This is a genomic window from Methylobacterium sp. TK26, assembly GCF_055361565.1.
Genome location: NZ_CM143965.1, coordinates 2,511,619 through 2,537,245 on the forward strand (window position 1 = coordinate 2,511,619; position 25,627 = coordinate 2,537,245).

Consider the following 25,627-nt stretch of genomic DNA (forward strand, 5'->3'; position numbering starts at 1 on the left):
CGATCCGCCAATGTCCGCCGCAGGATCGACGCAGGGCGGCGGTCCTGGCGACCGCCGCCAATTCATTCGCGCAACGCGCGCTCAGTAAGCTCGGCCGAAATATGGCTGAGACACCGGCCGGTAACGCTCGGAAACCGGCCAAGTATAAGGCCGAGCCGTACCGGAAACGTGAGTATTGGCTTGATAGGCCGGCTTGAACCCGTTGAGGGTCGTGGTGTGGCCCTTCTTCTTGGGGGCCGAGGCGTCCCTGGCGGCGACCGTGCCGGTCAAGCCGACGACGGCGAGGGTGACGAAGGCAAGGCGAGACAACATCCCGGGCATCGAGACCTCCAACGACGGCGCAATTGCCGGCACGGATCGAACGGTCATGCCGACGCCCGGTTCCGGGTCTCGCGGCTCAGGCGCCGAACCGCTCCGTGCGGATGATCGTGGGCGGGACTCCCGCCGCCATGATGAGGTCGGCCGCCGGGCTGACGAAGCGGTTCGAGCCGCAGAGGAACACCTTGGTGGGGGAGCCGATCCCGGCGAGGGCCGCCCGCACCAGGGCGGCATCGATCCTTCGCCCCTCGCCCTCCCGCGTGGTGCGCAGGAACAGCGAGAAGTTCGGCTCGTCGCGGTGGCGGGCTTCCAGCTCTTCGAGGGCGATGGCCTCGGCGCGGCTGCGCACCGAATAGATCAGCGCCGCCGGGATCTCCGGCGCCACCTCGGCCCGCCGCCGCAGCATGGCGAGGAGCGGCACCACGCCCGAGCCGCCGCCGGCCAGCAGGAGCGGCCCGCCATCCGGCCCATCCCAGGAGAACGAGCCGCCGATGGGTCCGCGCAGTTCGAGGCGGTCCCCCACCTCGGCGGAATCGAAGAACCAGCCTGAGACCTCGCCTCCGGGCAGGCCCTCGACGAGCAGTTCGAGGGTCCCGCTGTCGTCCGGCACCGAGGCGACGGAATAGCTGCGGCTCGCCCGGTAGCCATCCGAGGCGGTGAGGCGCACGTCGACATGCTGCCCCGCCCGCTGCCGGCCGGCGATGGCGCAGCGCAGGCGCACGCTCTTCACGTGGGGCGTCACCACCGTGACGGAGGCGACCTCGGCCTCGTGCCAGCGGAAAACGATGGGCTCGGCCGTCGCCGGCTCAATCTCCGATGTACCGCTGCTCACGCCAAGGGTCCCCGTACATGTGATAGCCGCGCAGTTCCCAGTAGCCGGCGGTGTCGGTGTTGGTGAAGCGCAGGCCCTTCAGCCACTTGGCGCTCTTCCAGAAATACAGGTGCGGCACGAAGAGACGCGCCGGCCCGCCATGGTCGGCATGGATCGGCTCGCCCGCGTAGCGCGTGGCGATCATCGCCTTGCCGTTGAGGAGATCCACGACCGGCACGTTGGTGGTGTAGTCGTCGAAGGATTCGGCCAGCAGGTAGGCGGTCGGCGCCGAGATGTTCGCATCGGCCAAGAGGTCGTCGATGGTGACGCCCTCCCATGCCGTGTCGAACTTCGACCACTTGGTCACGCAGTGGATGTCGCCGTGCCACTTCGTGCGCGGCAGGGCATCCAGCTCCTCCCAGCGATACGCCTTAATGGGCCGGGACCCCTCGCGCAGCGTGAAGCGCCAGGTGGAGAGGTCGATCACCGGATTCGGCCCGATCTGCAGGATCGGGAAATCCTGCGTCAGGTACTGGCCCGGCGGAAGCCGCGCTCCGGTCTCCGGAGGCTGCCGTCGCCCGACGAAGCCGCGTGTCACCATGCCGGTTTCCTCACCCATGGCCCGGTTTCGAACGCGAAACGCCGTCCGTCAAGCGCCGTGACTTCGCCGAATAATCGCCCGAAAGCTCATGTGTGATAGGCTCAACGTCGCAAGGCGTGGACTCATCACAGGAACGGACATGCGGACGACCTTCGCGACCGCCGCGCTACTGGCCGGCGTCATCTCCCTCGCCCCCGCCGCACAGGCGCGGGACGGCATCGGCCCGGCGGGCGCTGCGGCGCTCGGCGCCATCGGCGGCCTCGCGGTCGGCAGCGCCATCGCCGGCTCGGCCAACAACGGCTACTACCCCGGCCGCCCCGTCTACCGGGCCCCGCCCCCGGTCTACGTGGAAGAGGATTACGGCCCGGTCTGCCATTTCGAGCGTCGCCGCTACGTCGATGCCTATGGCGACGTGCTGTTCCGCCGCGTCCGCGTCTGCGAGTAAGCCGGCTCCGACACGGGCCGCGGCTTGAAGCGCTCGGCGCAGGCGATCCCGCCTAGCACGAGCGCCAGGGCCGCCGCCTGGACGGGACCGAAGGGCTCGCCGATCACCAGGACGGCGAGCCCGGCCCCGAAGATCGGGACGAGGTTCACGAAAAGGCCCGCGCGGTTGGGGCCGATCAGTTCGACCCCGCGCATAAAGCAGAGCTGCGACAGCAGCGAGGGCCCGAGGCCGACGAAGGCGACCATCGCCCAGCCCTCGTGGCTCGGCCAGACGGAATGGCCCGTGGCCCATTCCACCGCGAGCGGCGGCAGGGACGTCACGAAGGCCGCGATGGCCATGGCGCCGAAGAAGCCCAGCGCCGACACCTTCGGCCGCATAGGCAGCACCACCGTATAGCCCGCGTAGAGCAGGCAGGCCCCGAACACGAGCACGTCGCCCCGGTTGAAGGCGAGGTTCGTGAGCACGGAGAGGTCGCCATGGCTCGCGGCCATCGCCGCGCCCGCGAGGGTGAGCACCACCCCCACCGCCTGCCCCCCGCCCACCGGCACGCCGTAGGCGATGCGGTTGGCCAGGATGACGATGACCGGGATCGCCCCCTGGAACAGGGCGAGGTTGACCGCGCCCGTATAGGTGCCGGCCGCATAGAACAGGCAATTGAAGGCGGTGTAGCCGAGCCCGCCCATGAGCAGGATGCGCAGCCAGTGCCGCCGCAGGATCGGCCATTCGACCAGGATGCGCGGACCCGCGAACGGGATCAGCACCGTGCAGGCCACGAGCCAGCGCAGGGTCGTGATGACCTGCGGCGACACATGGCCCGGGGCCCACCGGCTGGTGACGGCGTTGCCCGCCCAGAGCAGCGCGGTGAGTGTGAGGAGGGGATAAGCCGCGGCGGCGCCGCCGCCCGGCCTCGTCACCTCAGCGGCGACGGAACTGACCGCCGCGCACTGGCGGACGGGGACCGGAGGCGCGCTCGTCCTTGTGACGGAACACGAGGCGGCCCTTCTCCAGATCGTAGGGCGACATCTCGACCGTCACCCGGTCGCCGGCCAGCGTCTTGATGCGGTTCTTCTTCATCTTGCCGGCCGTGTAGGCGACGATCTCGTGGCCCTGGTCCAGCTGCACCCGATAGCGGGCATCGGGAAGGATCTCGATCACGAGACCGTCGAACTGCATCAACTCTTCTTTGGCCATACACCTTCTCCAGTCGGACCGTCCGGCAGCAGGCGTTCCGGCAAAACAGCGTTCGACAACCCGTGTCGTCTGAAAAACGCCGGAGCACGACGGTCCGATCCGAAAGGGGGATCACTTCTGCCCGGCGGCGAAGCACGGATTTAGTCGCCATGGAACACAGCCGCAAGTCGGCTGCGACGATCCCGGTGCCGCAATACAATCCGTTTCACCATTCTTCCTCAGGATGGCGGCTCTTGCCCGGCATAATCGAGCCGCCCGTCCGGCGTGCGGCGCCAGACGCGCAGCAACACCATCCCGCCCGCCGGATCGCCCCGCCCGTCGAAGGACAGATCGCCGAGGACCGTCTTGTACTTACCCGTGCGCAGGGCGTCGGCGAGCTTGCGTCCGTTCACCTTGCCCTTCGCATCGGCCGCCTGCCCCCGGTCGAGGGCCTGGGCGAGGAGCTGCACGGCGGCATAGGCGCTGGCGGCCGCCGAATCCGCCTCCGGCGTGCGGGGCGCCGCCTTGCCGACCTTGAGGTCGGGCAGGCGCGGCGGATCGGAGGGCAACGTCATCACCGTGCCCTCACCCGCCGGGCCACTCGCGGCGAAGGCCGGGGCGAGGATTCCGTCGCTGGCGACGAGGGGTGCCGTCAGGTGAGCCTCACGCATGGCCCGCACCAGGGTGGCGGCGTCGGCGCCCGTGCCCCCGAAATACACCGCCGCCACCTTGGCCGCCGCGAGGCGCTTCACCAGCGCCGAGAGATCGCGACTGCCGCGCTCGATCCCCTCGAACGCCGCCTCGTGCTGGTTGAGGTCGTGCAGCCGCGTGGCGACCGCGTCGGCAAGGCCGCGCCCGAACGTCGTGCGGTCGTTGAGGATGGCGATCGGTTTCCCGGCATAGACCCTGGCGAGATAGTCGGCGGCGGCGCGGGCCTGCTGCGGATCGCTCGGGCCGAGGCGGAACAGGTTCCACAACCCCCGCCCGGTGAGCGGCCCGTAGGTGACGCCCGGCGCGACGAGGACCGTGCCGGCCCGCTCGTAGACCGGCGCCGCCTTCGCCACGGCGGCGGATTCGAACGGGCCGACCACCGCGCCGATCCCGTCGGCGGCGAACCGCGCGGCCACGGCGGCGGCCTGTTTCGGATCGCCCCCATCGTCGGCGGCGGTGAGACTGAAGCGGCGCCCGCCCGCGCGGTTGAGATCGGCCACCGCCTGCTCGGCGCCCGCGCGCAGGCCCTGCCCGAAGCCGGCATCCGGCCCCGAAAGCGGCGCGGACAGGCCGATCCGGACCGGCGGCGAAACCTGCGCGGCAGCGGGCAGCGTCCCGAGGAAGCACAGGGCCAGGGCGAGGGCTCTCATGGTCCGGGGCGGCCTCGGCGGATACAAACTTGCGCGAGTATACGCAGCCTCACCTACGCGCGGCGATAGTCGTCATGGATTTTCGACCAGCCCTGCGTGCAGACAGGGTCGCGGTCCCGCGCGATCTGCGCGATAAGGCGTCCCGATCCGCAGTACCGCGGCGGCGAAGCATCGTCCCCGGCGGGTCGCCCCAGCCGTTTCGGGACCATTTTCATGACCTCGTTGTTCGCCGGCATCCAGGATGCGCCGCTCGACCCCATCATGCGCCTGTTCGAGGCGTTCAATGCCGACACCCGCCCGGGCAAGCTGAACCTCGCCATCGGCGTCTATACGGACGCGGAGGGCAAGGTGCCGCGCCTGCGGGCGGTGCAGGAGGCCGAGAGGCGCTGGATCGAGAAGGGCCTGCCGAAGACCTACCGGCCCATCGAGGGTACGAAGCCGTTCCGGGACGCGGTGCAGGCGCTGCTCTTCGGCGAGGGCGCGGCGATCCTCTCGCAGAACCGGGCCGCGACGCTCCAGAGCGTCGGCGGGACCGGCGCCCTGAAGATCGGCGCCGACGTGCTCGCCAAGCTGAAGCCCGGCGCCACCGTCGCCGTCAGCGACCCGACCTGGGAAAACCACCGCGCCCTGTTCACCCAGGCCGGCTTCACCGTGGTGGACTACCCCTACTTCAACGACGAGACCGGCGGCGCCGATTACCCGGCCATGCGCGCGGCCCTCGAGACGATGCCGGCCGGCACCATCGTCGTGCTGCATGCCTGCTGCCACAACCCGACCGGCGCCGACCTGACGGACGAGGAATGGGCCGACCTCGTGCCGCTGATGCAGAAGCGCGGGCTCATCCCCTTCCTCGACATCGCCTACCAGGGCTTCGGCCTGGGCCTCGACGCCGACGCCGCGCCGGTGCGCCGCTTCGCCGAATCGGGCCAGGAGTTCTTCGTCGCCTCGTCGTTCTCGAAGTCGTTCTCGCTCTACGGCGAGCGCGTCGGCGCCCTGACCATCGTCGCGGCCGATCCGGCCATGCGCGCCAAGGTCGAGGCCCTGGCCAAGCGGCTGGTGCGGTGGAGCTACTCCAATCCTGTGACGCACGGCGCGGCCATCGTCGAGATCGTGCTGACCGATCCGGCGCTCCGGGCCGATTGGGAGAAGGAGCTCGGCCAGATGCGCGAGCGCATCCAGGCGATGCGGGTGCGCATGGCCGACAGCCTGCACCAGCGCCACCCCGACCGGGGTTTCGAGGCGATCAAGGTGCAGAAGGGCATGTTCTCGTATACCGGCCTCAGCCCGGACGAGGCCGTGCGCCTGCGTGAGGAGCACGAGGTCTACGCCCTCGAGACCGGCCGCGTCTGCGTCGCCGCGCTGAACACCCACAACATCGACCGCGTTCTCGACGCCATCGACGGCGCCGTGAAGGGCTGAACCACCGCGCCGGCATCGCCCTGCGGCGATGCCGGCAGCGGATCTGCGTAAGTAGGTCCCAAAAAAGTCCTTAAGATCGGGCTGCGGTGAAGCCCCATTCAGGAATGCCGCCAGCCTCATGCTCAAAACCGCCTTCGTTGCCGCACGCGACCGCCAGCGGCTGTCGGAGATTGCCTCGATCCTGATCGGTTTCGGCGTCACCCGCGTCGTGGACCGTCTCGGGCTGCGTGCGCTTCCGCTGCTGCCGCGTCGCCAGCCGCGCGTCGATGTCACCCGCCTCTCCGAGCCCGAGCGGATGCGCCGGGCCATCGAGGCGCTGGGCCCGACCTTCATCAAGTTCGGACAGATCCTCGCGAGCCGGCCCGATCTCCTCTCCCCCGCCTGGACGGAGGAGTTGCAGAAGTTGCACAGCCAGGTCCCTCCCGTGCCGTGGGAGCAGATCAAGGACCAGTTGGAGCAGGACCTCGGCGGCCCGGCCGCGGAGATCTTCGCCGAGTTCAACACCGAACCCCTCGCCTCGGCCTCCATCGCCCAGGTCTACCGGGCGCGGCTGCATTCGGGCGAGGACGTCATCGTCAAGGTGGTGCGGCCGAACCTACGCAAGATCATCGAGGCCGACCTGCGGCTGATGGCGCACGGCGCCCGCATCGTGGAGGCGGAGTGGCCGGACATGGCCCGCTACCAGCCCCGCGAGCAGATGCGCCACCTCGCCGACGGCCTGAACGGCGAGCTGGATCTCCTCAACGAGGCCCGCAACTGCGAGCAACTCGCCCAGATCTTCGAGGGGCGCGACGACATCGTGTTCCCGCGCATCCACTGGGAGTATTGCTCCGAGCGGGTGCTGGTGCAGGACTTCATTCACGGCATCCCGCCCAATGACGAGGCCGCCCTGGAGGCGGCGGGCATCGACAAGAAGATGCTCGCCCAGAAGGGCACCGACGCCTTCCTGCAGATGGCCCTGATCGAGGGGCAGTTCCACGCCGACCCGCACCCCGGCAACATGCTGGCGATGGCGGGCAACCGCATCGGCTTCATCGATTTCGGCATCATCGGCCGCCTCTCGCAGCGGCGGCGCAACCAGTTGCTGGTGCTGATCGGCGCCATGCTGAAGCAGGACGCGGACGGTTTGATGGCCGTGCTCCTCGACTGGACCGGCACCAGCAACCCCGACCTCACCAAGCTGCAGGTCTCGGCCCAGGCCTTCGTGGAAAGCCATTCCACGATCCCGCTGAACCTCGGGCTGGTCCTCACCGACTTCATGAACATGGCCCGCGAGAACGACCTCGCGATGCCGACCGACCTCGCGATCCTGTTCAAGGGCCTCGTGACGGCGGACGGCGTGATGCGCCATCTCGATCCGAACTTCGACCTCTTCGCCGCCGCCGCGCCCACGGTGCGGGCGAGCATGCGCTCGCAATTCTCCCTCGACGGGCTGAAGCAGAAGGCCGAGGCCCTGGGCGCGGGCCTCTACGGTGCCGCGTCCGAGTTGCCGACGCTCATCCACCTGATGCTGGTGCGGCTGAAGCAGGGCCGCGTCACCGTCGAGATCGAGATCAAGGGCCTCGACAAGGTCACGCGGGGGATCGAGCGCGCCGCCGCCCGCGTCGCGGTGGCCCTCGTGGTCGCGGCCTTCGCCACCCAGCTCGCCCCCCGGCTCATCGACCTCGGGACTCCGGTTTTTGTGTCGATCGGCTTGGTCGTGTTTATTCTCGGCATCGGGTGGCTGGTATTGCTTATGCGAAAACGCTGAACGTATCCTCCAATACAATTCTGCGGATTCGTCGCTTTTGTCGCAAGCGAATTGAAACAGTCTTCGCTTGCGGCAGCTTGGCCGCATGATACGGTCGAGCACCCCTCGAATCGCGCGGTTGCGGGCAGGGGCGGCGAGAGAGAAGCGGACCCGGTCCGCCACCGCCGTCCCCGCTCCGAATTGACCGTCGCCGACCGCGCTTTCGCAGGGCTCGAGCCCCGTGACGGGGCCTCCGGTGGGGTACGGCGGGGGCGCTGCGATGGATCTGCTTGTTGCGCTGAGTGACCTGGAACCGGCCGTCGTCCGGCGTGAGGACCTTGAGGCCGAGAACGCACGGCTGCGGCTTCTGCTGAGCCAGGCGACGGAACTCGCCGACACCGAGATCCGCCGCAACGCGCGCCTCAACCGCATGGTGGAGAGCGGGCGCATCGTCGCCGAGGACAGCGCCACCCGCCTCGCCAGCGCCGAGGGACTGAACGCGAAGCTCCAGGCCAGCGAGGAATTGAACCGGCGCTTGCTGTGGACCACGAACGATTTCGTGTCGGTGCTCGATCTCGACGGGCGCCTGATCACGCTCAGCGAGAACGGCCCCTCGATCCTCGGCCTCGTCAGCGCGGCGGGGGCGCTCGGCCAGCTCTGGGTCGACTTCTGGATCTGCCCCGACAGCCGCAGCGCCGTGCTCTCCGGCCTGCACTCGGCCCGGCTCGGCCGCGCCAACCGGTTCCAGGCGGAACTGGAGGTGCGCGGGATTGCGACGTGGTGGGACATCGCGGTGACGCCGATCCTCGGGGCCCACGAGCGGCCGGAGCGCATCCTGGCGGTCGCCCGCGACATCACGGAATTGAAGACCACCGAGGCGCGCCAGACCCTGCTGATGCAGGAACTCGCCCACCGCATGAAGAACACGCTGGCGCTGGTGCAGGCGGTGGCCGCGCAGACCCTGCGCAACGCCGTCTCCCTCGAAACCGCATCGGAATCCCTCTCCGCGCGGCTTCTCGCGCTGGCGCAGGCGCATGACGTTCTGGTGCAGGGCTCCTTCGCCAGCGCCTCGCTGACGGCCCTCGTCGGCACGGCCGTGTCGCTGCACGGCGACGGCGTGCCGGGCCGTTTCCGCGTCGAGGGGCCTGACGTCACGCTGAACGCCCACCAGGGCATGACGCTGGCGCTGATGCTGCACGAACTCGGCACCAACGCCACGAAGTACGGCTCGCTCTCGACCCCCGCCGGCCATGTCGCGGTGACGTGGCGCGTGGCCGAGGCCCGGCCCGAGGGCGATCCGGTCCTGTGCTTCCGCTGGGAGGAGATCGGCGGGCCGCCCGTCGCCCCCCCGACGCGCACGGGGTTCGGCACGCGGCTGATCGCCCGCAGCCTCGCCCACAGCTTCGGCGGCGCGGTCACGCTGGATTACCCCGCGAGCGGGGCGGTGCTCACCTTCGAGAGCCCCTTGCCGCCCCTGCCCGCCGAGGCCCAGATCTTCCAGCGGGCAAGCTAGGCGAGGCTGTTTTCCGAGAGGGCGCCGAGGGTGGCGTCGCGCAGGCGCCGCGCCTCGGCGAGGGGCGCGGCGATGCCATCGCCCGCCTTCGCCTCGTGCTCAAGGGTGCGGCAGGCGGCGCTGAAGGCGTCGCAGCCGAGCATGCCGGACATCGAGACCAGGGTGTGCGCCTCGCGCCCGATCTCGGCGGTCGGGCGCTCGCCATCCGGGAAGGCGTCGGCCAGGGCCTGGGAGAAGCGGGCGATCAGCTTCTCCAATCGTTCCCGCCCGATCACGTCGCCGAGTTCGGCGAGCGTGCTCGCATTGACGAGGGCGGGCGTGGACAATGGCACTGTCCCTTTTCATAGATCGGTTGACTTCGCAGGTCACAGGATGCCCCGCTGACCGTCATCATCCAACCCCTCCGGGCCCCATCGGTCACGATGTCGCTCCGGGGCGGATCCCGCAGCCCGACGGCGCCGCGCGGAGCCCGCCCTTGAGGACGAACAGCCTGCGGGCGCGCCTGTCCGCGCTGTGGATGATGCTGCTCGCCTCTGGCGCCGCCACGGGCCTGCTGCTCTACGGGCTCTATGGCCAATCGACCGCCGTGCAGGTGGCGGAAGCCGAGGTGGCGGTGACGCGCGGATGCCGCGAGATCATCGACCGGGTGGCCGGGCGCAAGGGTCCCCTCCCGCCGGGCACCGCCCCCGAGCGCATCGTCGCCCTGGCCCTCGAAGCCCTGCCCGGGGTCGAGGGGGGCATCTGGACGGCCTCCGGCGGCTCGGTCGCCTACGCCTTCCCGACCTATGAGGGCACCGGCCCGAAGACCGACCTGCCGGAGGCCGAGCGTCCGGTCATCGCGGCGGTGACGACCGAGGCGCTGCAGGTGGAGCACGCCGTGACGCTGCGGCGGCCGAACCGGACGCAGGTGCTCGTGCTCCAGGGCTGTCCGCTGCGCGCCTACGGGCCGGACGCCACCGCCTGGACGATGATCCGCGCCCATGTGGCCGAGGGGCCGTCCTACATGCGGCTGCTCGTAGGCCTCGGATTCCTGGCGGTGACGGTGGTCGGCGCCGCGATCTTCCTCGGGCGGTTCCTGATCGGCTTCTCCCGCCGGATCGCGCAATTGGAGGCCGCCCTCGCCTCGCCCCTCGCGGAGGCCGAGGAACTGCCGCATCTGCAGCGCACGGGGGAATCGGAACTCGACCGGCTGGTTGATGCCCTGAACGCCGCCGGGGGGCGGCTACGCGCCGCCCGCGAGCGGGCCGTGGCCGCCGAACGCCTCGCGGCGGTGGGACGCCTCGCCGCCGACCTCGCCCACGAGATTCGCAACCCCATCGCCGCCATGCGGCTGAAGGCCGAGAACGCCCTGGCCAACGGCGAGCCCGAACGGGCGGCGACCGCCCTGAAATCGGTGCTCGGGCAGATCGCCCGCGTCGACGCCCTGTTGCGTGACCTCCTGAACCTGACGCAGCCGCGCTCCATCGCCCGCAGCCCGGTGCCGGTCGGCCCGCTGCTGGCGGAATGCGCGCAGGACCACCGGGACTTGGCCGAGGCGCGCGATGTCCGCATCGCCATCGAGGCCGGCAGCCTGCCGCCAGGGGACGATCCGCATCTCGACCGGGCGCAAATCGTGCGCGCGGCGGAGAACCTGATCCTCAACGCGATCCAGCACAGCCCCGACGGCGGCACCGTCCGCGTGGAGGCCCGGCGTGTCGTCCGCGAGGGCAACGTGCTGCTAGAGATCGCCGTCGCGGATTCCGGCGCGGGGGTCGATCCGGACCTGCGCACGGCGATCTTCGAGCCCTTCGCCACCGCGCGTCCCGGCGGCACCGGCCTCGGCCTCGCCATCGTCCGCGAGATCGCGCGGGCGCACCGGGGCGACGTGACCCTGGCGCCCTCCTCGGCGGGGGAAGGCGCCACCTTCATCATGGAGCTGCCATGGCGACCGTCCTGATCGTGGATGACGACGCCGCCCTGCGGGAGGGTCTGGCGGAGACGGTGGGCGATCTCGGCCACCGTCCGGTCGTCGCGGCGAGCGGCAGCGAAGCCCTGGCGCGCCTCGCGGCGGGGGGCGTGAACGCCGTGCTCCTCGACCTGCGGATGCCGGGCGACTTCGACGGCATGGCGACCCTCGCCCGCATCCGCGCGCAGGCCGAGCCGCCGCCGGTCCTCGTGCTCACCGCCTATGCGAGCCCGGCCAACACCATCGAGGCGATGCGGCTCGGCGCCCACGACCATCTCACGAAGCCCGTGGGCCGGGCCGACCTCGCCGCCGCCCTGGACGGGATGCTCCAGCGGTCGCGGCCCGATCCGGTGCAGGGGGGTAAGCGCCCGGCAGGTGGGCTCGTCGGGTCGAGCGAGGCGATGCGCCGGGTGCAGAAGACCATCGGCCTCGTCGCCGACAACCCCGCGACGGTGCTGATCGGCGGCGAGACCGGCACCGGCAAGGAGGAGGTCGCCCGCGCCATCCACGCCTATTCCGCGCGGCGCGAGAGGCCGTTCGTGCCGGTGGATTGCGCTGCGATCCGGCCCGACCTCCTGGAGATCGAGCTGTTCGGCCATGCGCGCGGCGGCTTTCCCGGCGCCACCGCCGACCGGAGCGGCGCCTTCGCCCAGGCCGCCGGCGGCACGCTGTTCCTCGATGAGGTCGGCGACATGGCCCCCGCCATGCAGGCCAAGATCCTGCGGGTGATCCAGGACCGCACGGTCACGCCCCTCGGCGGGCGTCCGCTGCGGATCGATGTCCGCCTCGTCGCGGCGACCCACCGCGACCTGCCGGCCCTCGTGGCGGAGGGCCGCTTCCGCGCCGACCTCTATTACCGGCTGGCGGTCGTCCCCATCGCGCTGCCGCCCCTGCGCGACCGCCTCGCCGACATCGTGCCGCTGGCCGAGCATTTCCTCGCCGCCTTCGGCAAGCGCCTCAGCGCCGGGGCGGCGGCGCGGCTGCTGGCCTATCCCTGGCCCGGCAACGTCCGCGAATTGCGCAACGTGGTGGAGCGCGCCGCCGTTCTGGTGCGCGGCGGGATGATCGCCGCCGACGAGATCGACCTGCCGGGCAGCGCACCCGCCGCACCGGACACGCCCGGGGACGAGGCCGGTGACCTGCCGGGGGCCGTCGCGCGGCTCGAACGCCGGATGATCGCGCGGGCCCTCGACGAGGAAGGCGGCAACCGCACCCGCGCCGCCAAGCGCCTCGGCATCCAGCGGCAGCTGCTCTACGCGAAGATCGAGCGGTACGGCCTCGCCGTCGATGATCCGGCACTGTCGCAAAATACGACAGAGCACGTCGCTAAATCAGACAGCGAAGACACTCTTTAGCGGGTGAAACCTGCCGGATTCAGCCGATTTGCTCAACTAATCGTCATCAGAGACTGGCAACCGGAACTGCACCTGCCGTGGCGCGTCATGGTGGCGCTCGGTCCGCAGGGGGCGGGCAATCGAGGATTTTATCCATGGCCGGGGCATCGGTGCCGAACGAGATGCGGGACGGGAGCACGAAGGCTCCCTCGGAGAAGGCCCTGCGCGGCCTCGACGCCCTCAACTTCTTCCTCGCGGACGTGCGCGATGGCCTCGGCCCCTATCTCGCGATCTACCTCATCGCCGTGCGCGGCCCGGACCAGGGCTGGAACGAGGCGACGACCGGCCTCGTGATGACCATCGCGGGCATCCTCGGCCTCGTGATGCAGACGCCCGCCGGGGCCTTCATCGACAGGACCAACCACAAGCGGGCGGTGGTAATCGCCGCCGCGATCGCGGTGACGGCGAGCTGCCTCGTCCTGCCCTTCGTCTCGAACTTCTACGTGGTCACGGCCACGCAATCCCTCGCCCACGTCGCGGGCGTGATCTTCGCGCCGGCCCTGGCCGCGATCACCCTCGGCCTCGTCGGCCCCAAGATGTTCTCGAAGCGGATCGGCCGGAACGAGGGCTTCAACCATGCCGGCAACGCCGTCTCGGCGGCGGCGGCGGGCGGCCTCGCCTACTTCTTCGGGCCGGTGGTGGTGTTCTGGCTGATGGGCATCCTGGCAGCCCTCTCCATCGGAGCGATGCTGCTGGTGCCGGCCAAGGAGATCGACGACGACCTCGCCCGGGGCATGACCACCCCCGAGACCAAGAACGAGGAAGAGCCGTCGAGCCTCAAGACCCTGCTCAAGAGCAAGGGCCTGCTGCTCTTCGCGGTGCTCTGCGCGATCTTCCACCTCGCCAACGCGGCGATGCTGACCTCGGTCGGACAGTTGCTCACCCATATCTCGGGCAAGGACCACGCGACCTCGCTCATCGCGATCTGCATCGTGGCGGCGCAATGCGTGATGGTGCCGACCGCGATCTTCGTGGGCGCCAAGGCCGACGCCATCGGCCGTAAGCCGATCTTCCTCGTCGCCTTCGCCATCCTGGCGATCCGGGGCGTGCTCTACACCTTCTCGGACAGTCCGTTCTGGCTGGTGGGCGTGCAGCTCCTCGACGGCATCGGCGCGGGCATCTACGGCGCCCTGTTCCCCGTCGTCGTGGCCGACCTGACGCGCGGCGGCGGGCGCTTCAATGCCGCGCAGGGCGCGGTCGCGACGGCGCAGGGCGTCGGCGCCTCGCTCAGCGCCACGCTGGCCGGCGTCATCATCGTCTCGGCCGGGTATTCGGCGGCGTTCCTCTCCCTCGCGGCCATCGCGGGTGTCGGTTTCGCCCTGTACCTCATGCTGATGCCGGAAACGCGGGACGATCTGCCGGCGACCGGCAACGACGCCCTGCCCCGCGCCGCCGCGACCGCCTGAGCAGGCCGACATGAGCACGCCTCCCTCGGACGGGTCGTCCCGGCCCTTCGTCTTCCTGCATGTCGGCGACCAGCACCTTACGGTGCGGGACGCCCCCCACCACCGGGATCTCGTCGCGATCCTCGACCGGATCGCCTCCTTCGGCCGGGACGCATTCGACTTCGTCTACCTGCCGGGCGACATCGCGGAGAACGGTGCCGCCGCCGAATACGCGCTGATCGAGGAGGCGCTGCGGGGCCGTCCGTCCCTGCCGGTCCTGCTCATCCCCGGCGACCACGACCGGCAATACGGCGCGATGGCGGATTTCGCCCGCTTCCACGATGCCGTGATGGCCGGGCGCCATCCGAGCGTGGCCAACGACCTCCTTCAGCCCCCGGCGGGACCGGGGGTCGATCCGCAGCGCGCGTCGATCCCGCAATATTACTACGCTGCCGATTACGGCGATGTGCGCTGCCTGTTCGTGGACATGATCAGCGCCGGGTTCGGCCAGAAGGGCAAGGGCCTCGATTTCCGCATCGGCCCCATGCAGATGGATTGGCTCAGCGCGGAGGTCGTGCGCGCCCGCCGCGAGGGGAAGACCTGCGCGGTCTTCATGCACGCCTATCCCGACGATCTGGAAAAGAAGGAAGCCAAGGAAGTCGCGGGCCTCTTCTGGGGCCAGGGCGTGCGCCTCGTGGAGATGGGCCACACGCACTACAACGAACTGGCCCATGACGGCCGCACCACCTACGCCGCCGCCCGCTCCGTCGGGCAGAACGAGGATGGGTCCGTCGGCTACGCGGTCGGCGCCATCGACGCGGGCGAGGTGAGCTGGCGCTTCCGTCCCCTCGACAGGGTCGGCCCCCTCGTCCTGATCACCAGCCCCGCCGACCGGCGCCTCGCCACGCACGGCCTGCGCGGCGATGAGGCGGGACGCATCACCGTGCGCGCGGTCGTGCTGTCGGACGAGACGCCCTCGCCCTGCCGCTGCCGCGTCGATGACGGGCCGTGGCAGATGATGGAGCGCATCGCGGACGGACCGGCCTATTCGGCCTCGGTCGAATGGCCCTACGGCGCCCGCCGCCTCGCAGTGGAGGCGATCGATCCCCGCTGGCCGGGGTATGGGCCGGACCACATCGACCGCGACGTGATCGAACCGCCAAGCAGCGTCTTCCTCAGCCCGACGCGCCCGGACAGGCCCGGCAGCGATGCCTGCAGCCTCGGCGCCTGGCTCGATAAGGGCGTGCGGGGCGACCAACTCGGCCCGAACCGGGCCGGTCGCGACTGGTGATTTCCTTTTCCTTCTGACCGAAAGACCGACACCGCGATGGGTGCCCTGACCCTGACACCGAACCTCGCGACCTGGGGCATCGCCGCCCTGGCGACGCTGGGCGTGATCCTGCGCCCCTTCTCCTGGCCCGAGGCGATCTGGGCGGTGCTCGGCGCCGCGCTCCTCGTGGTGCTTGGCCTGCTGCCCTGGCAGGTCGCCATCGACGGCATCGCCAAGGGGACGGACGTCTACCTCTTCCTCATCGGCATGATGCTGCTGGCCGAGATCGCCCGGAAGGAGGGCCTGTTCGACTGGCTGGCGAGCCACGCGGTGCGCGCCGCCAAGGGCTCGGCCACGCGCCTGTTCCTCCTCGTCTACATCGTCGGCACGGTGGTGACGGTGTTCCTCTCGAACGACGCCTGCGCCGTGGTGCTGACGCCCGCCGTCTACGCCGCGACCAAGGCGGCAAAGGTGAAGGACCCCCTGCCCTACCTGTTCATCTGCGCCTTCATCGCCAACGCGGCGAGCTTCGTGCTGCCGATCTCGAATCCGGCCAATCTCGTTGTCTTCGCGCAGAACATGCCGCCGCTCGGGACCTGGCTGCGCCTGTTCGCCCTGCCCTCCCTGCTGGCCATCGTGACGACCTACCTCGTCCTGCGCGTCACCCAGAACGGGTCCCTCAAGCAGGACATCGAGGCCGACGTGGAGACGAAGCCGCTGGAGACCGGCGGGAAAGTCGCCGGGCTCGGCATCGTCCTCACCGGCGCCGCGCTCATCGGCGCCTCGGCGGCCGGCATCGAACTCGGCCTGCCGACCTTCGTCGCCGGCCTCGCCACCGCCATCGTCGTGCTCGCCATCAAGCGCGGCGGCGTCGTGGAGGTCGCCAAGGACGTGTCGTGGAGCGTGCTGCCCCTGGTGGCGGGGCTTTTCGTGCTCGTCGAGGCCCTGGAGAAGACCGGCGTCCTCAAGATGCTGGCCGACACGCTGAAGTCCTACGCCTCCGCCGATCCGACGATGACCGCCTGGGCGGGGGGTGCGGCCGTGGCCTTCGGCTCGAACCTCGTGAACAACCTGCCCGCCGGCCTGCTCGCGGGCGCGGCGGTGCAGACGGCGGAGGTCTCGCAGAAGGTGGCGGGCGCCATCCTCATCGGCGTCGATGTCGGCCCGAACCTCTCCGTCACCGGGTCGCTGGCCACGATCCTCTGGCTGACGGCGATCCGCCGCGAGGGCCAGGACGTGTCCGCCGGCCAGTTCCTCAAGCTCGGGGTGCTGGTGATGCCGCCGGCCCTCATCCTGGCGCTGGCCGCGCTTCTCTACCTCTGACCCTGTCGAAGACCGGAGACCACGCGGCGTGACTGCGACCCTGCTCTATCCCTTCATCATCGTCGCGGGGTGCCTTCAGGCCCTCGGCAATTCCATGAACGCGCAGCTGCGCGGCAAGGTGGTCAACCCGTGGCTCGCCGCCACGGTGTCCTTCCTGCCGATCGTCTTTGTCTTCGCGACGCTGTTCTTCACGATGCCGACGCCGATGCCGAGCCTGGACACCCTGTCCAAGATGCCGTGGTACGCGCCGCTCGGCGGCGTCGCCGGGGCCGTGGCGGTGTTCGGCGGCCTCGCCTTCATCGACAAGGTCGGCGCCGGGCCGTTCAACGGCCTGACGCTCACTGCCAACATCCTCACCTCCCTCGCCTTGGATGCGTTCGGCCTGTTCGGGCTGCAGGCGGCAGGCTTCAAGCCGCTGCCGTGGCTCGGCGGCCTGCTCATGGCGGTCGGCGTCGTCTTCATCGCCCGCTCGGGCGGCAAGAAGGACGGGAGTGAGCACACCAGCACCGCCGGCAAGCTGCTCTACCCGTTCATCATCGTGGCCGGCATGCTGATGGCGGTGGGCGTGGTGTGGAACGCGCAGCTGCGCGGCGCCCTCGTGAACCCCTGGCTCGCCGCCACGGTGTCCTTCGTGCCCGTGGTGTTCGTCTTCGCCTTCATCTTCCTGCTGCGCCCGACGCCGCTACCGAAGCGCGAGGATCTGGCGGGCGTGCGCTGGTACATGCCGCTCGCCGGCATCACCGGGGCGGTGGCGGTGTTCGCCGGCCTGCTCTTCGTGGACAAGGTCGGGGCCGGCGCGTTCAACGGCCTGCTCATCACCGCCAACCTGCTCACCTCCGTCGCCCTCGACCATTTCGGCTGGCTCGGGATGAAGCAGGTGAAGGCCGGCCCGGCACGCCTCGTCGGCGCCGCCGTGATGGTGGCCGGCATCGTCCTGATCTCGGTGTTCTAGGCCGGCAGCGGGGGCGCCGCCTCCTCCGCCGCGATCTCCGGCTCGGGGGGCGCCTTGCGCGAGAAGTAGTAGAGGTCCACCGCCCGCCAGAAGGCGCCGCGCTCGGCGTCGCTCCGGTGGGCGAGGGCCGCTTCCAGATGCGCCATCGCCTCGCGGGCGATCTCGCTGCCCTGAAGCTCATCCATCAGGTCGGAAAGATCAGGCATGACAACCTCCGTTCTCTAACCGAGAAAGAATAACGCCTAAGCTTGAATAGCGATCCAAAACCGGCCCGGCCGCTTGCCAGGGTCGAGGCTACGGCTACGATCACCGCACTGCGAAAGCTCGTCGCGGGAGATTCTACATGCAGCTTCGTCGTCGCTTCCTCCTGTCGGCGGCCCTGCCGCTGGCCCTGGCCTTCGGCCTCCAGGCCGCACCGCTCGGGGCGAAGGAGATGCCGGACCCCCAGGCGACGACCGAAGCACGCAAGCCCAACGTGGTCATCATCGCCACGGGCGGCACCATCGCGGGGGCGGGCGCCGACGCCACGAACAGCGCGAGCTACGTCGCGGCCAAGGTGCCGGTGGACAAGCTGATCGCCGCCGTGCCGCAGATCACCACCATCGCCAACGTGCGCGGCGAACAGGCCTTCCAGATCGGCTCCGAGAGCTTCACCGACGCGAAGCTGATCCAGCTCGCCAAGCGCGTCTCGACGCTGCTGAAGCAGGACGACGTGGACGGCGTGGTCATCACCCACGGCACCGACACCCTGGAGGAGACCGCGTTCTTCCTCGACCTCGTGGTGAAGAGCGACAAGCCCATCGTCGTGGTCGGCTCGATGCGCCCCTCCACCTCCCTCTCGGCGGACGGCGCCCTGAACCTCCTCGACGCGGTGACGGTGGCCGGCAGCAAGGAGGCCATCGGCAAGGGCGTCACGGTGACGATGGGCGACTACATCCAGAGCGGCCGCGACGTCACCAAGCGGACGAACGTCGTCCCGAACGCCTTCTTCAGCCAGTGGGGCCCGCTCGGCATGGTGGTCGAGGGCAAGACCTACTTCTACCGGACGCTGGCCAAGCGCCACAACACGAGCTCCGAGTTCGACATCGACCAGATCGACAGCTTGCCGCTGGTGGGCATCGTCTACGGCTCGGGCAACATGATCCCGGCCGTCTACGACACCGAGGTCCAGGCGGGGGCCAAGGCGATCATCCATGCCGGCACCGGCAACGGCTCGGTGGCCGATTACCTCGTGGACAAGCTCAAGGACATCAGCGCCAAGGGTACGATCATCATCCGCTCGGCGCGGGTGCCGGACGGGTTCGTGGTGCGCAACGCCGAGCAGCCCGACGACAAGTACGGTTGGGTCGTCTCCCACGACCTCAACCCGCAGAAGGCCAAGCTTCTGGCCGCCGTGGCGCTCACCAAGACGAGCGACGCGAAGGAGCTTCAGCGCATCTTCTGGGAATACTGACCCCTCCCGCCCCCGCCCGGCATGCGCGTCACGCGGGGCGGGTGGCGATGCCGTCGTGATCCCCTCGCAATTTCTGGCGTAAAGTCTCACCTGCATGCCGCAGGAGAAACACCCATGAGCGACCTTCATCCGGAAGTCGCGGCCGTCACCGCGCGCATCGTCGAGCGCTCGCGGGACAGCCGCCGCGCCTATCTCGACCTGATCGAGCGGGAGCGCGAATCCGGCGTCAACCGGCCGACGCTGGCCTGCGGCAACCTCGCCCACGGCTTTGCGGCGTCGGGGGAGGACAAGGCGGCGATCCGGGCCGGGCGGTCGATGAACATCGGCATCGTCACCGCCTACAACGACATGCTCTCCGCGCATCAGCCGTACGGACGCTACCCGGACCAGATCAAGGTCTTCGCCCGCGAGCGCGGAGCCACGGCGCAGGTTGCGGGCGGCACGCCGGCCATGTGCGACGGCGTCACCCAGGGGCAGCGCGGCATGGAATTGTCGCTGTTCTCGCGGGACACCATCGCCCTCTCGGCGGCGGTGGCGCTCAGCCACGGCATGTTCGACGGCGCGGCGCTCCTCGGCATCTGCGACAAGATCGTGCCCGGCCTGCTGATCGGCGCGCTCCGCTTCGGCCACCTGCCGACGATCCTAATCCCGGCCGGGCCGATGCCCTCGGGCCTCGCCAATAAGGAGAAGGTGCGGATCCGCCAGCTCTATGCCGAGGGCAAGGTCGGCCGCGAGGAACTGCTCGAATCCGAATCCGCCTCCTATCACGGGGCCGGCACCTGCACGTTCTACGGCACGGCCAACTCCAACCAGATGATGATGGACATGATGGGCCTGCACATGCCGGGCGCCTCGTTCATCAACCCCGGCACGAAGCTGCGGCAAGCCGTGACCCGCGCGGCGATCCACCGGCTCACCGAGATCGGCGCGGACGGCAACGATTACCGTCCGCTGGGCAGGTGCGTGGACGAGAAGGCCATCGTGAACGCCACCGTGGGGCTGCTCGCCACGGGCGGCTCGACCAATCACGCCATCCACCTGCCGGCCATCGCCCGCGCGGCGGGCATCGTCATCGACTGGGAGGACATCGACCGGCTCTCGGCGGTGGTGCCCTTGATCTGCCGCGTCTATCCGAACGGCGCGGGCGACGTGAACCACTTCCACGCGGCGGGCGGGATCAGCTTCGTGATGTCCGCCCTGCTCGATGCCGGGATGCTGCACGACGACATCCTCACCGTGTCCGGCGGGCGCCTGCGCGACCATGCCCGCGACCCGAAGCTGTCGGGCGAGGAACTGGTCTTCGAGGATGCGGTGCCGGAGAGCCTGGACGACACGATGATCCGGCGGCCGGATCGCCCGTTCCAGTCGGATGGCGGCATGCGCCTCGTGAAGGGCAACCTCGGCCGGGCGACGTTCAAGACCAGCGCCGTCGATGAGAAGCGCCACGTCATCGAGGCCCCGGCGCGGGTGTTCGACGATCAGGACGAGGTGCTGAAGGCGTTCAAGGCCGGCGAGTTGGAGCGGGACGTCGTGGTCGTCGTGCGGTTCCAGGGTCCGCGCGCCAACGGGATGCCGGAACTGCACAAGCTCACCCCGCCGCTCGGCGTGCTTCAGGATCGCGGCTTCAAGGTCGCGCTGGTGACGGACGGGCGCATGTCCGGCGCGTCGGGCAAGGTGCCCGCCGCGATCCACCTGACTCCTGAGGCTCTGGCCGGCGGGGCCATCGCCCGGCTGCGCGACGGCGACATGGTGCGCCTCTCGGCCCCCGAGGGTCGTTTGGAGGTGCTGGTGGACGAGGCCGACCTCGAAGCCCGCGACCTTGCCCCGACGCCGAAGCCGCAGGCCGGCACCGGCCGGGAATTGTTCGCCTTCATGCGCGCCGGCGCCGACGGGGCCGAGCAGGGCGCCTCGGCCATGCTCGCCGCCGCCGGCCTCTAGGCGAGAGAACACCCACGCTCACCCCTTGCACAACCTCATCCTGAGGTGCGGCGCAGCCGCCTCGAAGGAGGGCTCCAGGGATCGCAGAGGCATCTGGACGCCTCCTTCGAGGCCCGCCGAGGCGGGCACCTCAGGATGAGGGCATTGGGCGGGATCCCAGGCAACGGAAAGGAACGGCACCATGAACGACCTCGCCAGCATCGACACGCTGATGCGCTCCGTGCCGGTCATCCCGGTACTGGTGATCGACGACGTGGCCCAGGCCCGGCCCATCGCCGAGGCGCTGGTGAAGGGCGGGCTCACCGCCCTCGAAGTCACCCTGCGCACCCCCGCCGCCCTCGACGTGATCCGCGAGATGACCTCGGTGGAGGGCGCGGTGGTCGGCGCGGGGACGGTGCTGAACCCGCGCGATCTCGACGCCGCCATGAAGGCCGGGGCCGAGTTCATCGTCTCGCCGGGGCTCACGGCGCCGCTGACGGAAGCGGCCAAGGCGAACGGCGTGCCCTATCTGCCGGGCGTCGCTACCGCCGCCGACATCATGCGCGGGCTCGACCACGGGCTCGACCGGTTCAAGTTCTTCCCGGCCGAGGCGGCGGGCGGCATCAAGGCGTTGAAGGCGCAATCGGCCGTGTTCGGGCAGGTGCGCTTCTGCCCGACCGGCGGCATCACCGAGGCCACCGCCCCGGACTGGCTCGCTCTCCCGTCCGTGCTCTGCGTCGGCGGGAGCTGGGTGGTGAAGCCCGGCGCGCCGGATTCGGCCGCCATCACGGCGGCGGCGCGGGCGGCCTCCGGCTTGCGGAAGACCGCCTGAGGGCGGATCACTCCGCCGGCATCGCCTGCATGGACTCGCGGGGCACGAAATGCGTGCCCTCCTTTTCCAGCACCACCTTGCGGTCGTGCAGGGCTTCCAGCGTCGAGCGGTGGCCGATGGAGACGATGGTCGTCTCGGGCAGCCGCTCGCGCAGCATCCGGTAGATCTTCGCCTCCGAGGGCTCGTCCAGCGAGGCGGTCGACTCGTCGAGGAACAGCCATGCCGGCTTGGCCAGCAGCGCCCGCGCGATGGCGAGCCGCTGCTGCTCGCCGCCGGAGAGGCGCCGCTCCCACACGTCGTCCTCATCGAGCTTGTCGATCAGGCCCGGCAATTGCGCATCGGTGAGCGCCTGCCGGATCTCACCATCCGAGAACCGGGCGCGGTCGTTCGGATAGACCACCGCGTCGCGGAGCGTCCCCAGCGGGATGTAGGGCCGCTGCGGCAGGAGCAGCGACGATTGCCCGGCCGGCACGTCGATGCGACCCCGGCCGAAGGGCCAGATGCCGGCGATGGCGCGGAACAGCGTCGACTTGCCCGAGCCCGAAGGCCCGGTGACGAGGGTCGCCACGCCCTTCGGGAGCGAAAGCGTGTCGGCGGCGACGATCTCGCGGCCGTCCGGCAGGGCGAGGGCGAGGCCCGTGGCGGTGACGCCGCCGGAGGTGGCGTTGCCCTGCGTGAGCCCGCCGCCGGTCGTCCCCATGGCTTCGGCCTTGGTCATCGCCCGGCGGAAGGAGCCGAGACGGATCGTGTTGGCCTTGTAGGCCGCGAGCGTGGTGTAGGCGTCCACGAAGAAGGACAGCGAGGTCTGCACCTGACCGAAGGCGTTGCCGGTCTGCTGGAGGGCGCCGAGCGTGATCTTCTTGGCGAAGAAGGACGGCGCGGCGATCAGGTAGGGGAAGATGACGCTCGCCTGCCGGTAGCTGAAGGTGAAGGCGATCAGCTTGATCCGGCGGAAGATGATGCCGGTGTAGTTGGCCACCACCATGTGGAACAGCGAGGAGAGGCGGCTGGCCTCGGCCTTCTCGCCGCGCAGCAGGGCGATCTGCTCCGAATAGATTCGGTTGCGGGCCAGCGAGAAGCGGAAATCGGCCTCGACCCGCTCCTGACGGAAGTTCAGCCCGATGAGCGGGCGGCCGATGAGGTGCGTCAGCCACGTGCCGACGACAGCGTAGGCGATGACGAGCCATACGAGGAAGCCCGGCACGACCGTATCCGTGAACGGCAGCACGAAGTCCTTCGAGATCGTCCAGAGGATGACGATGAAGGAGACGAGCTGCGCCGCCTGGCTCAGCAGGCGGATCGACAGGCTCGCCGTCTGCCGGATGAAGGCATCGACGTCCGACTGGATACGCTGGTCGGGGTTGTCCGCTTCCTCGTCGGTGAACGGGATGCGGTAATGGGTGCCCTCCCCCAGCCAGCGGCCGGTGAGGCTGTGCGTCAGCCATGTCCGCCAGCGGATCAGCAGGGAGGAATCCACGAACAGGTCGAACATGCCGATGGCGATGTTCAGCGCCGCCAGGGGCACGAAGATCCACAGCAGCTGATGCCAGAAGGCGTCCGCGTTGTACTCCTGCAGCGAGTTGTACATGTCGCGGTAGAAGAAGTTGAACCGCAGCGTCAGCGCGACGTCGGCGAAGTTCACGAAGATCGACAGGGCGACGAGATTGCGCCCGATGCGCCCCTCGGTGCTGCCGAACCAGCTGAACAGGCTGATTTCCTTGGTCGGCGCGTCGCGGTTGGCGAAATACGGATCGGCGATCATCGTGATGGCGCGGATCGGCTCAAGGTACGAGATGCCGAGCACGATGCCAGCGAAGACCACGGCGCCGGTCGCCGCGAAGGCCGGCGGCAGCAGCGCGGCGAGGAAGGGCGGCAGCACGCCCGCCTCGGCCAGCGCCCGCGACCCGGCAAGCAGCAGATAGCCGACGCCGTAAACCGAGATGAAGACCTTGAGATAGGCCGAGATGGTGTTCGAGGCGACGAGGATCGCGGCCATCGTGAAGCCCGCCAGCGAGACGTAGAGCGGTGGGCTGGGAACGCCGGGGAACGCCAGCAGGACCAGCGCGCACAGCGCGGTCACCACGGCCTGGATACCGAGTCCGGTCCTGATCGCCGCCACACCCATCTCCCTTCACGTCCCCCCGACCGCGAACGGACGGGACCCGCGGACATGGCCGCGGGACGTGGCGAGATAGCGGCAGGGGAGGAACCTGTCGCGTGAAACTTCGGACAGGTTCGGTTTTGGCGGTTATGTCGCTGGCGTTTCAGGCCACCTTGCGCGGCACCAGACGCTCGCTGCCGAGCGCGTCCTGCGCCCCGGAAATCCCGGCTTCGGTGTATTCGGCGTCCTCGTTGACCCGCCAGACATCGTGAAGGCGGGTGCCGGCGCGGATGTTCTCCACGGTCAGCATCGCCGTCATCATCGCGTGGTCCTGGTTGTTGTACTTGTGCATGCCATTGCGGCCGACGAGGTGCAGCGTCGGGTAATCCCGCTGTAATTCCCGGCGCACGGTGGCGACGTGGGCTGAATAGTCCTCGTCGTAGACCGGATAGGCCTTCGGCTGGCGCACGACGCAGGCATCGACTACGTCGGCCGGGTCGATCAGGCCGATGCGGCCGATCTCGGCCTTGGCCAGGGCCACGAGATCCTCGTCCGAGGAGGTCCAGAGCCCGTCGCCCTCGAAGCAGAAATACTCGAGGCCGAGGCAGGTATGGGCCTCGTCCGGGATCATCTCCGGAGACCACGAGCGGAAGTTCTGCACGCGGCCGACCTTCACGGACGGGTCGTGGATGTAGATCCAGTTGTCGGGGAAATTCCTGTCGGACTTGGCGATGAGCGCCACCGTCAGGAAGTCGCGATAGGCGAGCGCCCTCGCGTTGAAGGTGCTGAGCGGACGCGGGCGGATGGCGTTCACGAGGTCGCGCACCGGCGCCGACGAGATGACGTGCTTGGCGGTGAAGGTCTCGCGGCTGCCGTCGCCGCGCTTCGCGGACACGGTCCAGAGGCCGGTGCCAGTGTCGAAGGACAGCGAATCGACCCGGCGGTCGAGCAGCACCTTGCCGCCCTGCGCCTGCGTCTTGGCGGCGGCGGCCTCCCACATCATGCCGGGCCCCCGGCGGGGATAGCGGAACGATTCGATCAGCGTCTTGATGACCGGCCCGCCGGCCTTCTGGCGCTTGCGCAGGCCGAGGGAGCGCTTCACCCCATCGAGGATCGCAGCCCCGAGATCGAGCCCCTTGATGCGCTGCGCCGCCCAATCGGCCGAGATCGCATCACAGGACATGCCCCACACCTTCTCGGTGTAGGTCTTGAAGAAGATCGAGAACAGGCGCTCGCCGAACTGGTTGCGCACCCATTCGTGGAAGTTCTTCGGCGCCTGCACCGGCCGCGCGCGGGCGTAGAGGTAGGAGGCGACGCAGGCGGCGCTCGTCGCAAGCCCGAGATTCTTCAGCGCCTCGAAGGCTTTGAGCGGATAGGCGTAGTACTTGCCGTTGTAATAGATCCGCGACAGGCGCGGCCGCTCGATGAAGTCGTTGGGGAGGATCTCGTCCCACAGGTCCACCACCGCCTTCGACTTCGAGAAGAAGCGGTGGCCGCCGATGTCGAACAGGTAGCCGTTGTGTGAGACGGTGCGCGAGATGCCGCCGACCTGCGCGGGGTCGCTTTCCAGCACCGTCACCGCGTGGCCGTGCTTCGACAGCAGGTAGGAGGCCGTCAGACCCGCCGGCCCAGCGCCGATCACCAGCGTCTCGGTGTGATGACTCATCAGTCGCTCCGGCCCGGATCGA

23 protein-coding genes are annotated in these 25,627 nt (G+C 69.6%); 13 read left to right on the plus strand and 10 right to left on the minus strand.

Translation table 11 applies throughout. The features are described 5' to 3' along the window. Positions 1–81: 81 nt before the first annotated feature. From ACXJ1Y_RS12080 to ACXJ1Y_RS12090, 3 genes are read right to left on the minus strand one after another with little or no spacing between them, the layout of a single operon-like run. Positions 82–369 carry a hypothetical protein gene (locus ACXJ1Y_RS12080; RefSeq protein WP_463846509.1) on the minus strand — a complete coding sequence of 96 codons (288 nt, stop codon included), beginning with the start codon at positions 367–369 and terminating at the stop codon, positions 82–84. A 28-nt stretch (positions 370–397) separates the two neighbouring features. After that, entirely contained in the window at positions 398–1,150 is a 753-nt protein-coding gene (locus tag ACXJ1Y_RS12085) for an FAD-binding oxidoreductase (RefSeq protein WP_463846510.1), read from the minus strand. Continuing rightward, positions 1,125–1,730: a sulfite oxidase-like oxidoreductase gene (locus ACXJ1Y_RS12090; protein WP_463850103.1), complete on the minus strand. Its 606-nt coding sequence runs from the start codon at positions 1,728–1,730 to the stop codon at positions 1,125–1,127. Before ACXJ1Y_RS12090 ends, ACXJ1Y_RS12085 begins: the two co-directional genes overlap by 26 nt. 139 nt (positions 1,731–1,869) lie before the next feature. Between ACXJ1Y_RS12090 and ACXJ1Y_RS12095 the strand changes: the two genes are divergently transcribed. Continuing rightward, a complete protein-coding gene (locus ACXJ1Y_RS12095) occupies positions 1,870–2,175 on the plus strand; it encodes a hypothetical protein (RefSeq protein ID WP_463846511.1) in 306 nt (101 codons plus the stop codon). On the opposite strand, the gene ACXJ1Y_RS12100 is transcribed toward ACXJ1Y_RS12095, so the two are convergent. From ACXJ1Y_RS12100 to ACXJ1Y_RS12110, 3 genes are all read right to left on the minus strand, one after another. Further along, positions 2,133–3,089: a DMT family transporter gene (locus ACXJ1Y_RS12100; RefSeq protein WP_463846512.1), complete on the minus strand. Its 957-nt coding sequence runs from the start codon at positions 3,087–3,089 to the stop codon at positions 2,133–2,135. The genes ACXJ1Y_RS12095 and ACXJ1Y_RS12100 overlap by 43 nt on opposite strands. Before the next feature lies 1 nt (position 3,090). Next, positions 3,091–3,366, minus strand: a complete 276-nt coding sequence (gene infA, locus ACXJ1Y_RS12105) for a translation initiation factor IF-1 (protein ID WP_238250273.1) — start codon at positions 3,364–3,366, stop codon at positions 3,091–3,093. A gap of 218 nt (positions 3,367–3,584) precedes the next feature. Beyond that, positions 3,585–4,706 (minus strand): branched-chain amino acid ABC transporter substrate-binding protein, encoded by a 1,122-nt coding sequence (locus ACXJ1Y_RS12110; protein WP_463846513.1) that lies wholly within the window; start codon positions 4,704–4,706, stop codon positions 3,585–3,587. 213 nt (positions 4,707–4,919) lie between these two features. Here ACXJ1Y_RS12110 and ACXJ1Y_RS12115 point away from each other — a divergent pair, with 213 nt between their 5' ends. The 3 genes from ACXJ1Y_RS12115 to ACXJ1Y_RS12125 all read left to right on the plus strand — a co-directional run bounded on the left by ACXJ1Y_RS12115 (position 4,920) and on the right by ACXJ1Y_RS12125 (position 9,367). Further along, the gene (locus ACXJ1Y_RS12115) at positions 4,920–6,125 is read left to right on the plus strand and encodes an amino acid aminotransferase (protein WP_463846514.1); all 1,206 of its coding nucleotides are present in this window, start codon (positions 4,920–4,922) and stop codon (positions 6,123–6,125) included. Between the two features lie 118 nt (positions 6,126–6,243). Further along, complete coding sequence (locus ACXJ1Y_RS12120; protein WP_463846515.1) at positions 6,244–7,875, plus strand: ABC1 kinase family protein; 1,632 nt, start codon at positions 6,244–6,246, stop codon at positions 7,873–7,875. Positions 7,876–8,134: 259 nt separating this feature from the next. Then, the gene (locus tag ACXJ1Y_RS12125) at positions 8,135–9,367 is read left to right on the plus strand and encodes a sensor histidine kinase (RefSeq protein ID WP_463846516.1); all 1,233 of its coding nucleotides are present in this window, start codon (positions 8,135–8,137) and stop codon (positions 9,365–9,367) included. Here the strand turns inward: ACXJ1Y_RS12125 and ACXJ1Y_RS12130 are convergent. Then, positions 9,364–9,693 carry an Hpt domain-containing protein gene (locus tag ACXJ1Y_RS12130; protein ID WP_463846517.1) on the minus strand — a complete coding sequence of 110 codons (330 nt, stop codon included), beginning with the start codon at positions 9,691–9,693 and terminating at the stop codon, positions 9,364–9,366. The genes ACXJ1Y_RS12125 and ACXJ1Y_RS12130 overlap by 4 nt on opposite strands. Positions 9,694–9,842: 149 nt before the next feature. On the opposite strand from ACXJ1Y_RS12130, the gene ACXJ1Y_RS12135 reads away from it, so the two are divergent. The 6 genes from ACXJ1Y_RS12135 (at position 9,843) to ACXJ1Y_RS12160 (ending at position 17,636) form a co-directional block, all read left to right on the plus strand. Continuing rightward, the gene (locus tag ACXJ1Y_RS12135) at positions 9,843–11,303 is read left to right on the plus strand and encodes a sensor histidine kinase (RefSeq protein WP_463846518.1); all 1,461 of its coding nucleotides are present in this window, start codon (positions 9,843–9,845) and stop codon (positions 11,301–11,303) included. Then, positions 11,288–12,667: a sigma-54-dependent transcriptional regulator gene (locus ACXJ1Y_RS12140; RefSeq protein WP_463846519.1), complete on the plus strand. Its 1,380-nt coding sequence runs from the start codon at positions 11,288–11,290 to the stop codon at positions 12,665–12,667. The genes ACXJ1Y_RS12135 and ACXJ1Y_RS12140 overlap by 16 nt, the downstream gene beginning before the upstream one ends. 134 nt (positions 12,668–12,801) lie before the next feature. Then, the gene (locus tag ACXJ1Y_RS12145) at positions 12,802–14,112 is read left to right on the plus strand and encodes an MFS transporter (protein WP_463846520.1); all 1,311 of its coding nucleotides are present in this window, start codon (positions 12,802–12,804) and stop codon (positions 14,110–14,112) included. A gap of 10 nt (positions 14,113–14,122) precedes the next feature. Beyond that, a complete protein-coding gene (locus ACXJ1Y_RS12150) occupies positions 14,123–15,382 on the plus strand; it encodes a metallophosphoesterase family protein (protein WP_463846521.1) in 1,260 nt (419 codons plus the stop codon). Positions 15,383–15,418: 36 nt separating this feature from the next. Further along, positions 15,419–16,684: an arsenic transporter gene (locus ACXJ1Y_RS12155; protein ID WP_463846522.1), complete on the plus strand. Its 1,266-nt coding sequence runs from the start codon at positions 15,419–15,421 to the stop codon at positions 16,682–16,684. 28 nt (positions 16,685–16,712) lie between these two features. After that, complete coding sequence (locus ACXJ1Y_RS12160; RefSeq protein WP_463846523.1) at positions 16,713–17,636, plus strand: DMT family transporter; 924 nt, start codon at positions 16,713–16,715, stop codon at positions 17,634–17,636. On the opposite strand, the gene ACXJ1Y_RS12165 is transcribed toward ACXJ1Y_RS12160, so the two are convergent. Next, positions 17,633–17,842: a hypothetical protein gene (locus ACXJ1Y_RS12165; RefSeq protein ID WP_463846524.1), complete on the minus strand. Its 210-nt coding sequence runs from the start codon at positions 17,840–17,842 to the stop codon at positions 17,633–17,635. The two genes, ACXJ1Y_RS12160 and ACXJ1Y_RS12165, sit on opposite strands and share 4 nt — an antisense overlap. 137 nt (positions 17,843–17,979) lie before the next feature. Between ACXJ1Y_RS12165 and ACXJ1Y_RS12170 the strand changes: the two genes are divergently transcribed. The 3 genes from ACXJ1Y_RS12170 (at position 17,980) to eda (ending at position 21,838) form a co-directional block, all read left to right on the plus strand. Next, positions 17,980–19,089: an asparaginase gene (locus ACXJ1Y_RS12170; RefSeq protein WP_463846525.1), complete on the plus strand. Its 1,110-nt coding sequence runs from the start codon at positions 17,980–17,982 to the stop codon at positions 19,087–19,089. A 114-nt stretch (positions 19,090–19,203) separates the two neighbouring features. After that, on the plus strand, positions 19,204–21,027 hold the full coding sequence (gene edd, locus ACXJ1Y_RS12175) for a phosphogluconate dehydratase (protein ID WP_463846526.1): 1,824 nt from the start codon (positions 19,204–19,206) through the stop codon (positions 21,025–21,027). A 181-nt stretch (positions 21,028–21,208) separates the two neighbouring features. Further along, positions 21,209–21,838, plus strand: a complete 630-nt coding sequence (gene eda / locus ACXJ1Y_RS12180; RefSeq protein WP_463846527.1) for a bifunctional 4-hydroxy-2-oxoglutarate aldolase/2-dehydro-3-deoxy-phosphogluconate aldolase — start codon at positions 21,209–21,211, stop codon at positions 21,836–21,838. Positions 21,839–21,845: 7 nt separating this feature from the next. On the opposite strand, the gene ACXJ1Y_RS12185 is transcribed toward eda, so the two are convergent. Together ACXJ1Y_RS12185 and ACXJ1Y_RS12190 are read right to left on the minus strand one after the other, a co-directional pair. Beyond that, the gene (locus ACXJ1Y_RS12185) at positions 21,846–23,957 is read right to left on the minus strand and encodes an ABC transporter ATP-binding protein/permease (RefSeq protein ID WP_463846528.1); all 2,112 of its coding nucleotides are present in this window, start codon (positions 23,955–23,957) and stop codon (positions 21,846–21,848) included. 145 nt (positions 23,958–24,102) lie between these two features. Continuing rightward, positions 24,103–25,605 carry an NAD(P)/FAD-dependent oxidoreductase gene (locus tag ACXJ1Y_RS12190; RefSeq protein ID WP_463846529.1) on the minus strand — a complete coding sequence of 501 codons (1,503 nt, stop codon included), beginning with the start codon at positions 25,603–25,605 and terminating at the stop codon, positions 24,103–24,105. Positions 25,606–25,627 lie beyond the last annotated feature (22 nt).

Excerpts from the sequence above, each read along its gene's own strand:
- ACXJ1Y_RS12080 (WP_463846509.1), bottom strand. The coding sequence starts at position 369 with ATGACCGTTCGATCCGTGCCGGCAATTGCGCCGTCGTTGGAGGTCTCG.
- ACXJ1Y_RS12090 (WP_463850103.1), bottom strand. The coding sequence starts at position 1,730 with ATGGTGACACGCGGCTTCGTCGGGCGACGGCAGCCTCCGGAGACCGGA.
- ACXJ1Y_RS12095 (WP_463846511.1), top strand. The coding sequence starts at position 1,870 with ATGCGGACGACCTTCGCGACCGCCGCGCTACTGGCCGGCGTCATCTCC.
- infA (WP_238250273.1), bottom strand. The coding sequence starts at position 3,366 with ATGGCCAAAGAAGAGTTGATGCAGTTCGACGGTCTCGTGATCGAGATC.
- ACXJ1Y_RS12110 (WP_463846513.1), bottom strand. The coding sequence starts at position 4,706 with ATGAGAGCCCTCGCCCTGGCCCTGTGCTTCCTCGGGACGCTGCCCGCT.
- ACXJ1Y_RS12115 (WP_463846514.1), top strand. The coding sequence starts at position 4,920 with ATGACCTCGTTGTTCGCCGGCATCCAGGATGCGCCGCTCGACCCCATC.
- ACXJ1Y_RS12120 (WP_463846515.1), top strand. The coding sequence starts at position 6,244 with ATGCTCAAAACCGCCTTCGTTGCCGCACGCGACCGCCAGCGGCTGTCG.
- ACXJ1Y_RS12125 (WP_463846516.1), top strand. The coding sequence starts at position 8,135 with ATGGATCTGCTTGTTGCGCTGAGTGACCTGGAACCGGCCGTCGTCCGG.
- ACXJ1Y_RS12140 (WP_463846519.1), top strand. The coding sequence starts at position 11,288 with ATGGCGACCGTCCTGATCGTGGATGACGACGCCGCCCTGCGGGAGGGT.
- ACXJ1Y_RS12145 (WP_463846520.1), top strand. The coding sequence starts at position 12,802 with ATGGCCGGGGCATCGGTGCCGAACGAGATGCGGGACGGGAGCACGAAG.
- ACXJ1Y_RS12150 (WP_463846521.1), top strand. The coding sequence starts at position 14,123 with ATGAGCACGCCTCCCTCGGACGGGTCGTCCCGGCCCTTCGTCTTCCTG.
- ACXJ1Y_RS12155 (WP_463846522.1), top strand. The coding sequence starts at position 15,419 with ATGGGTGCCCTGACCCTGACACCGAACCTCGCGACCTGGGGCATCGCC.
- ACXJ1Y_RS12165 (WP_463846524.1), bottom strand. The coding sequence starts at position 17,842 with ATGCCTGATCTTTCCGACCTGATGGATGAGCTTCAGGGCAGCGAGATC.
- ACXJ1Y_RS12170 (WP_463846525.1), top strand. The coding sequence starts at position 17,980 with ATGCAGCTTCGTCGTCGCTTCCTCCTGTCGGCGGCCCTGCCGCTGGCC.
- edd (WP_463846526.1), top strand. The coding sequence starts at position 19,204 with ATGAGCGACCTTCATCCGGAAGTCGCGGCCGTCACCGCGCGCATCGTC.
- eda (WP_463846527.1), top strand. The coding sequence starts at position 21,209 with ATGAACGACCTCGCCAGCATCGACACGCTGATGCGCTCCGTGCCGGTC.
- ACXJ1Y_RS12190 (WP_463846529.1), bottom strand. The coding sequence starts at position 25,605 with ATGAGTCATCACACCGAGACGCTGGTGATCGGCGCTGGGCCGGCGGGT.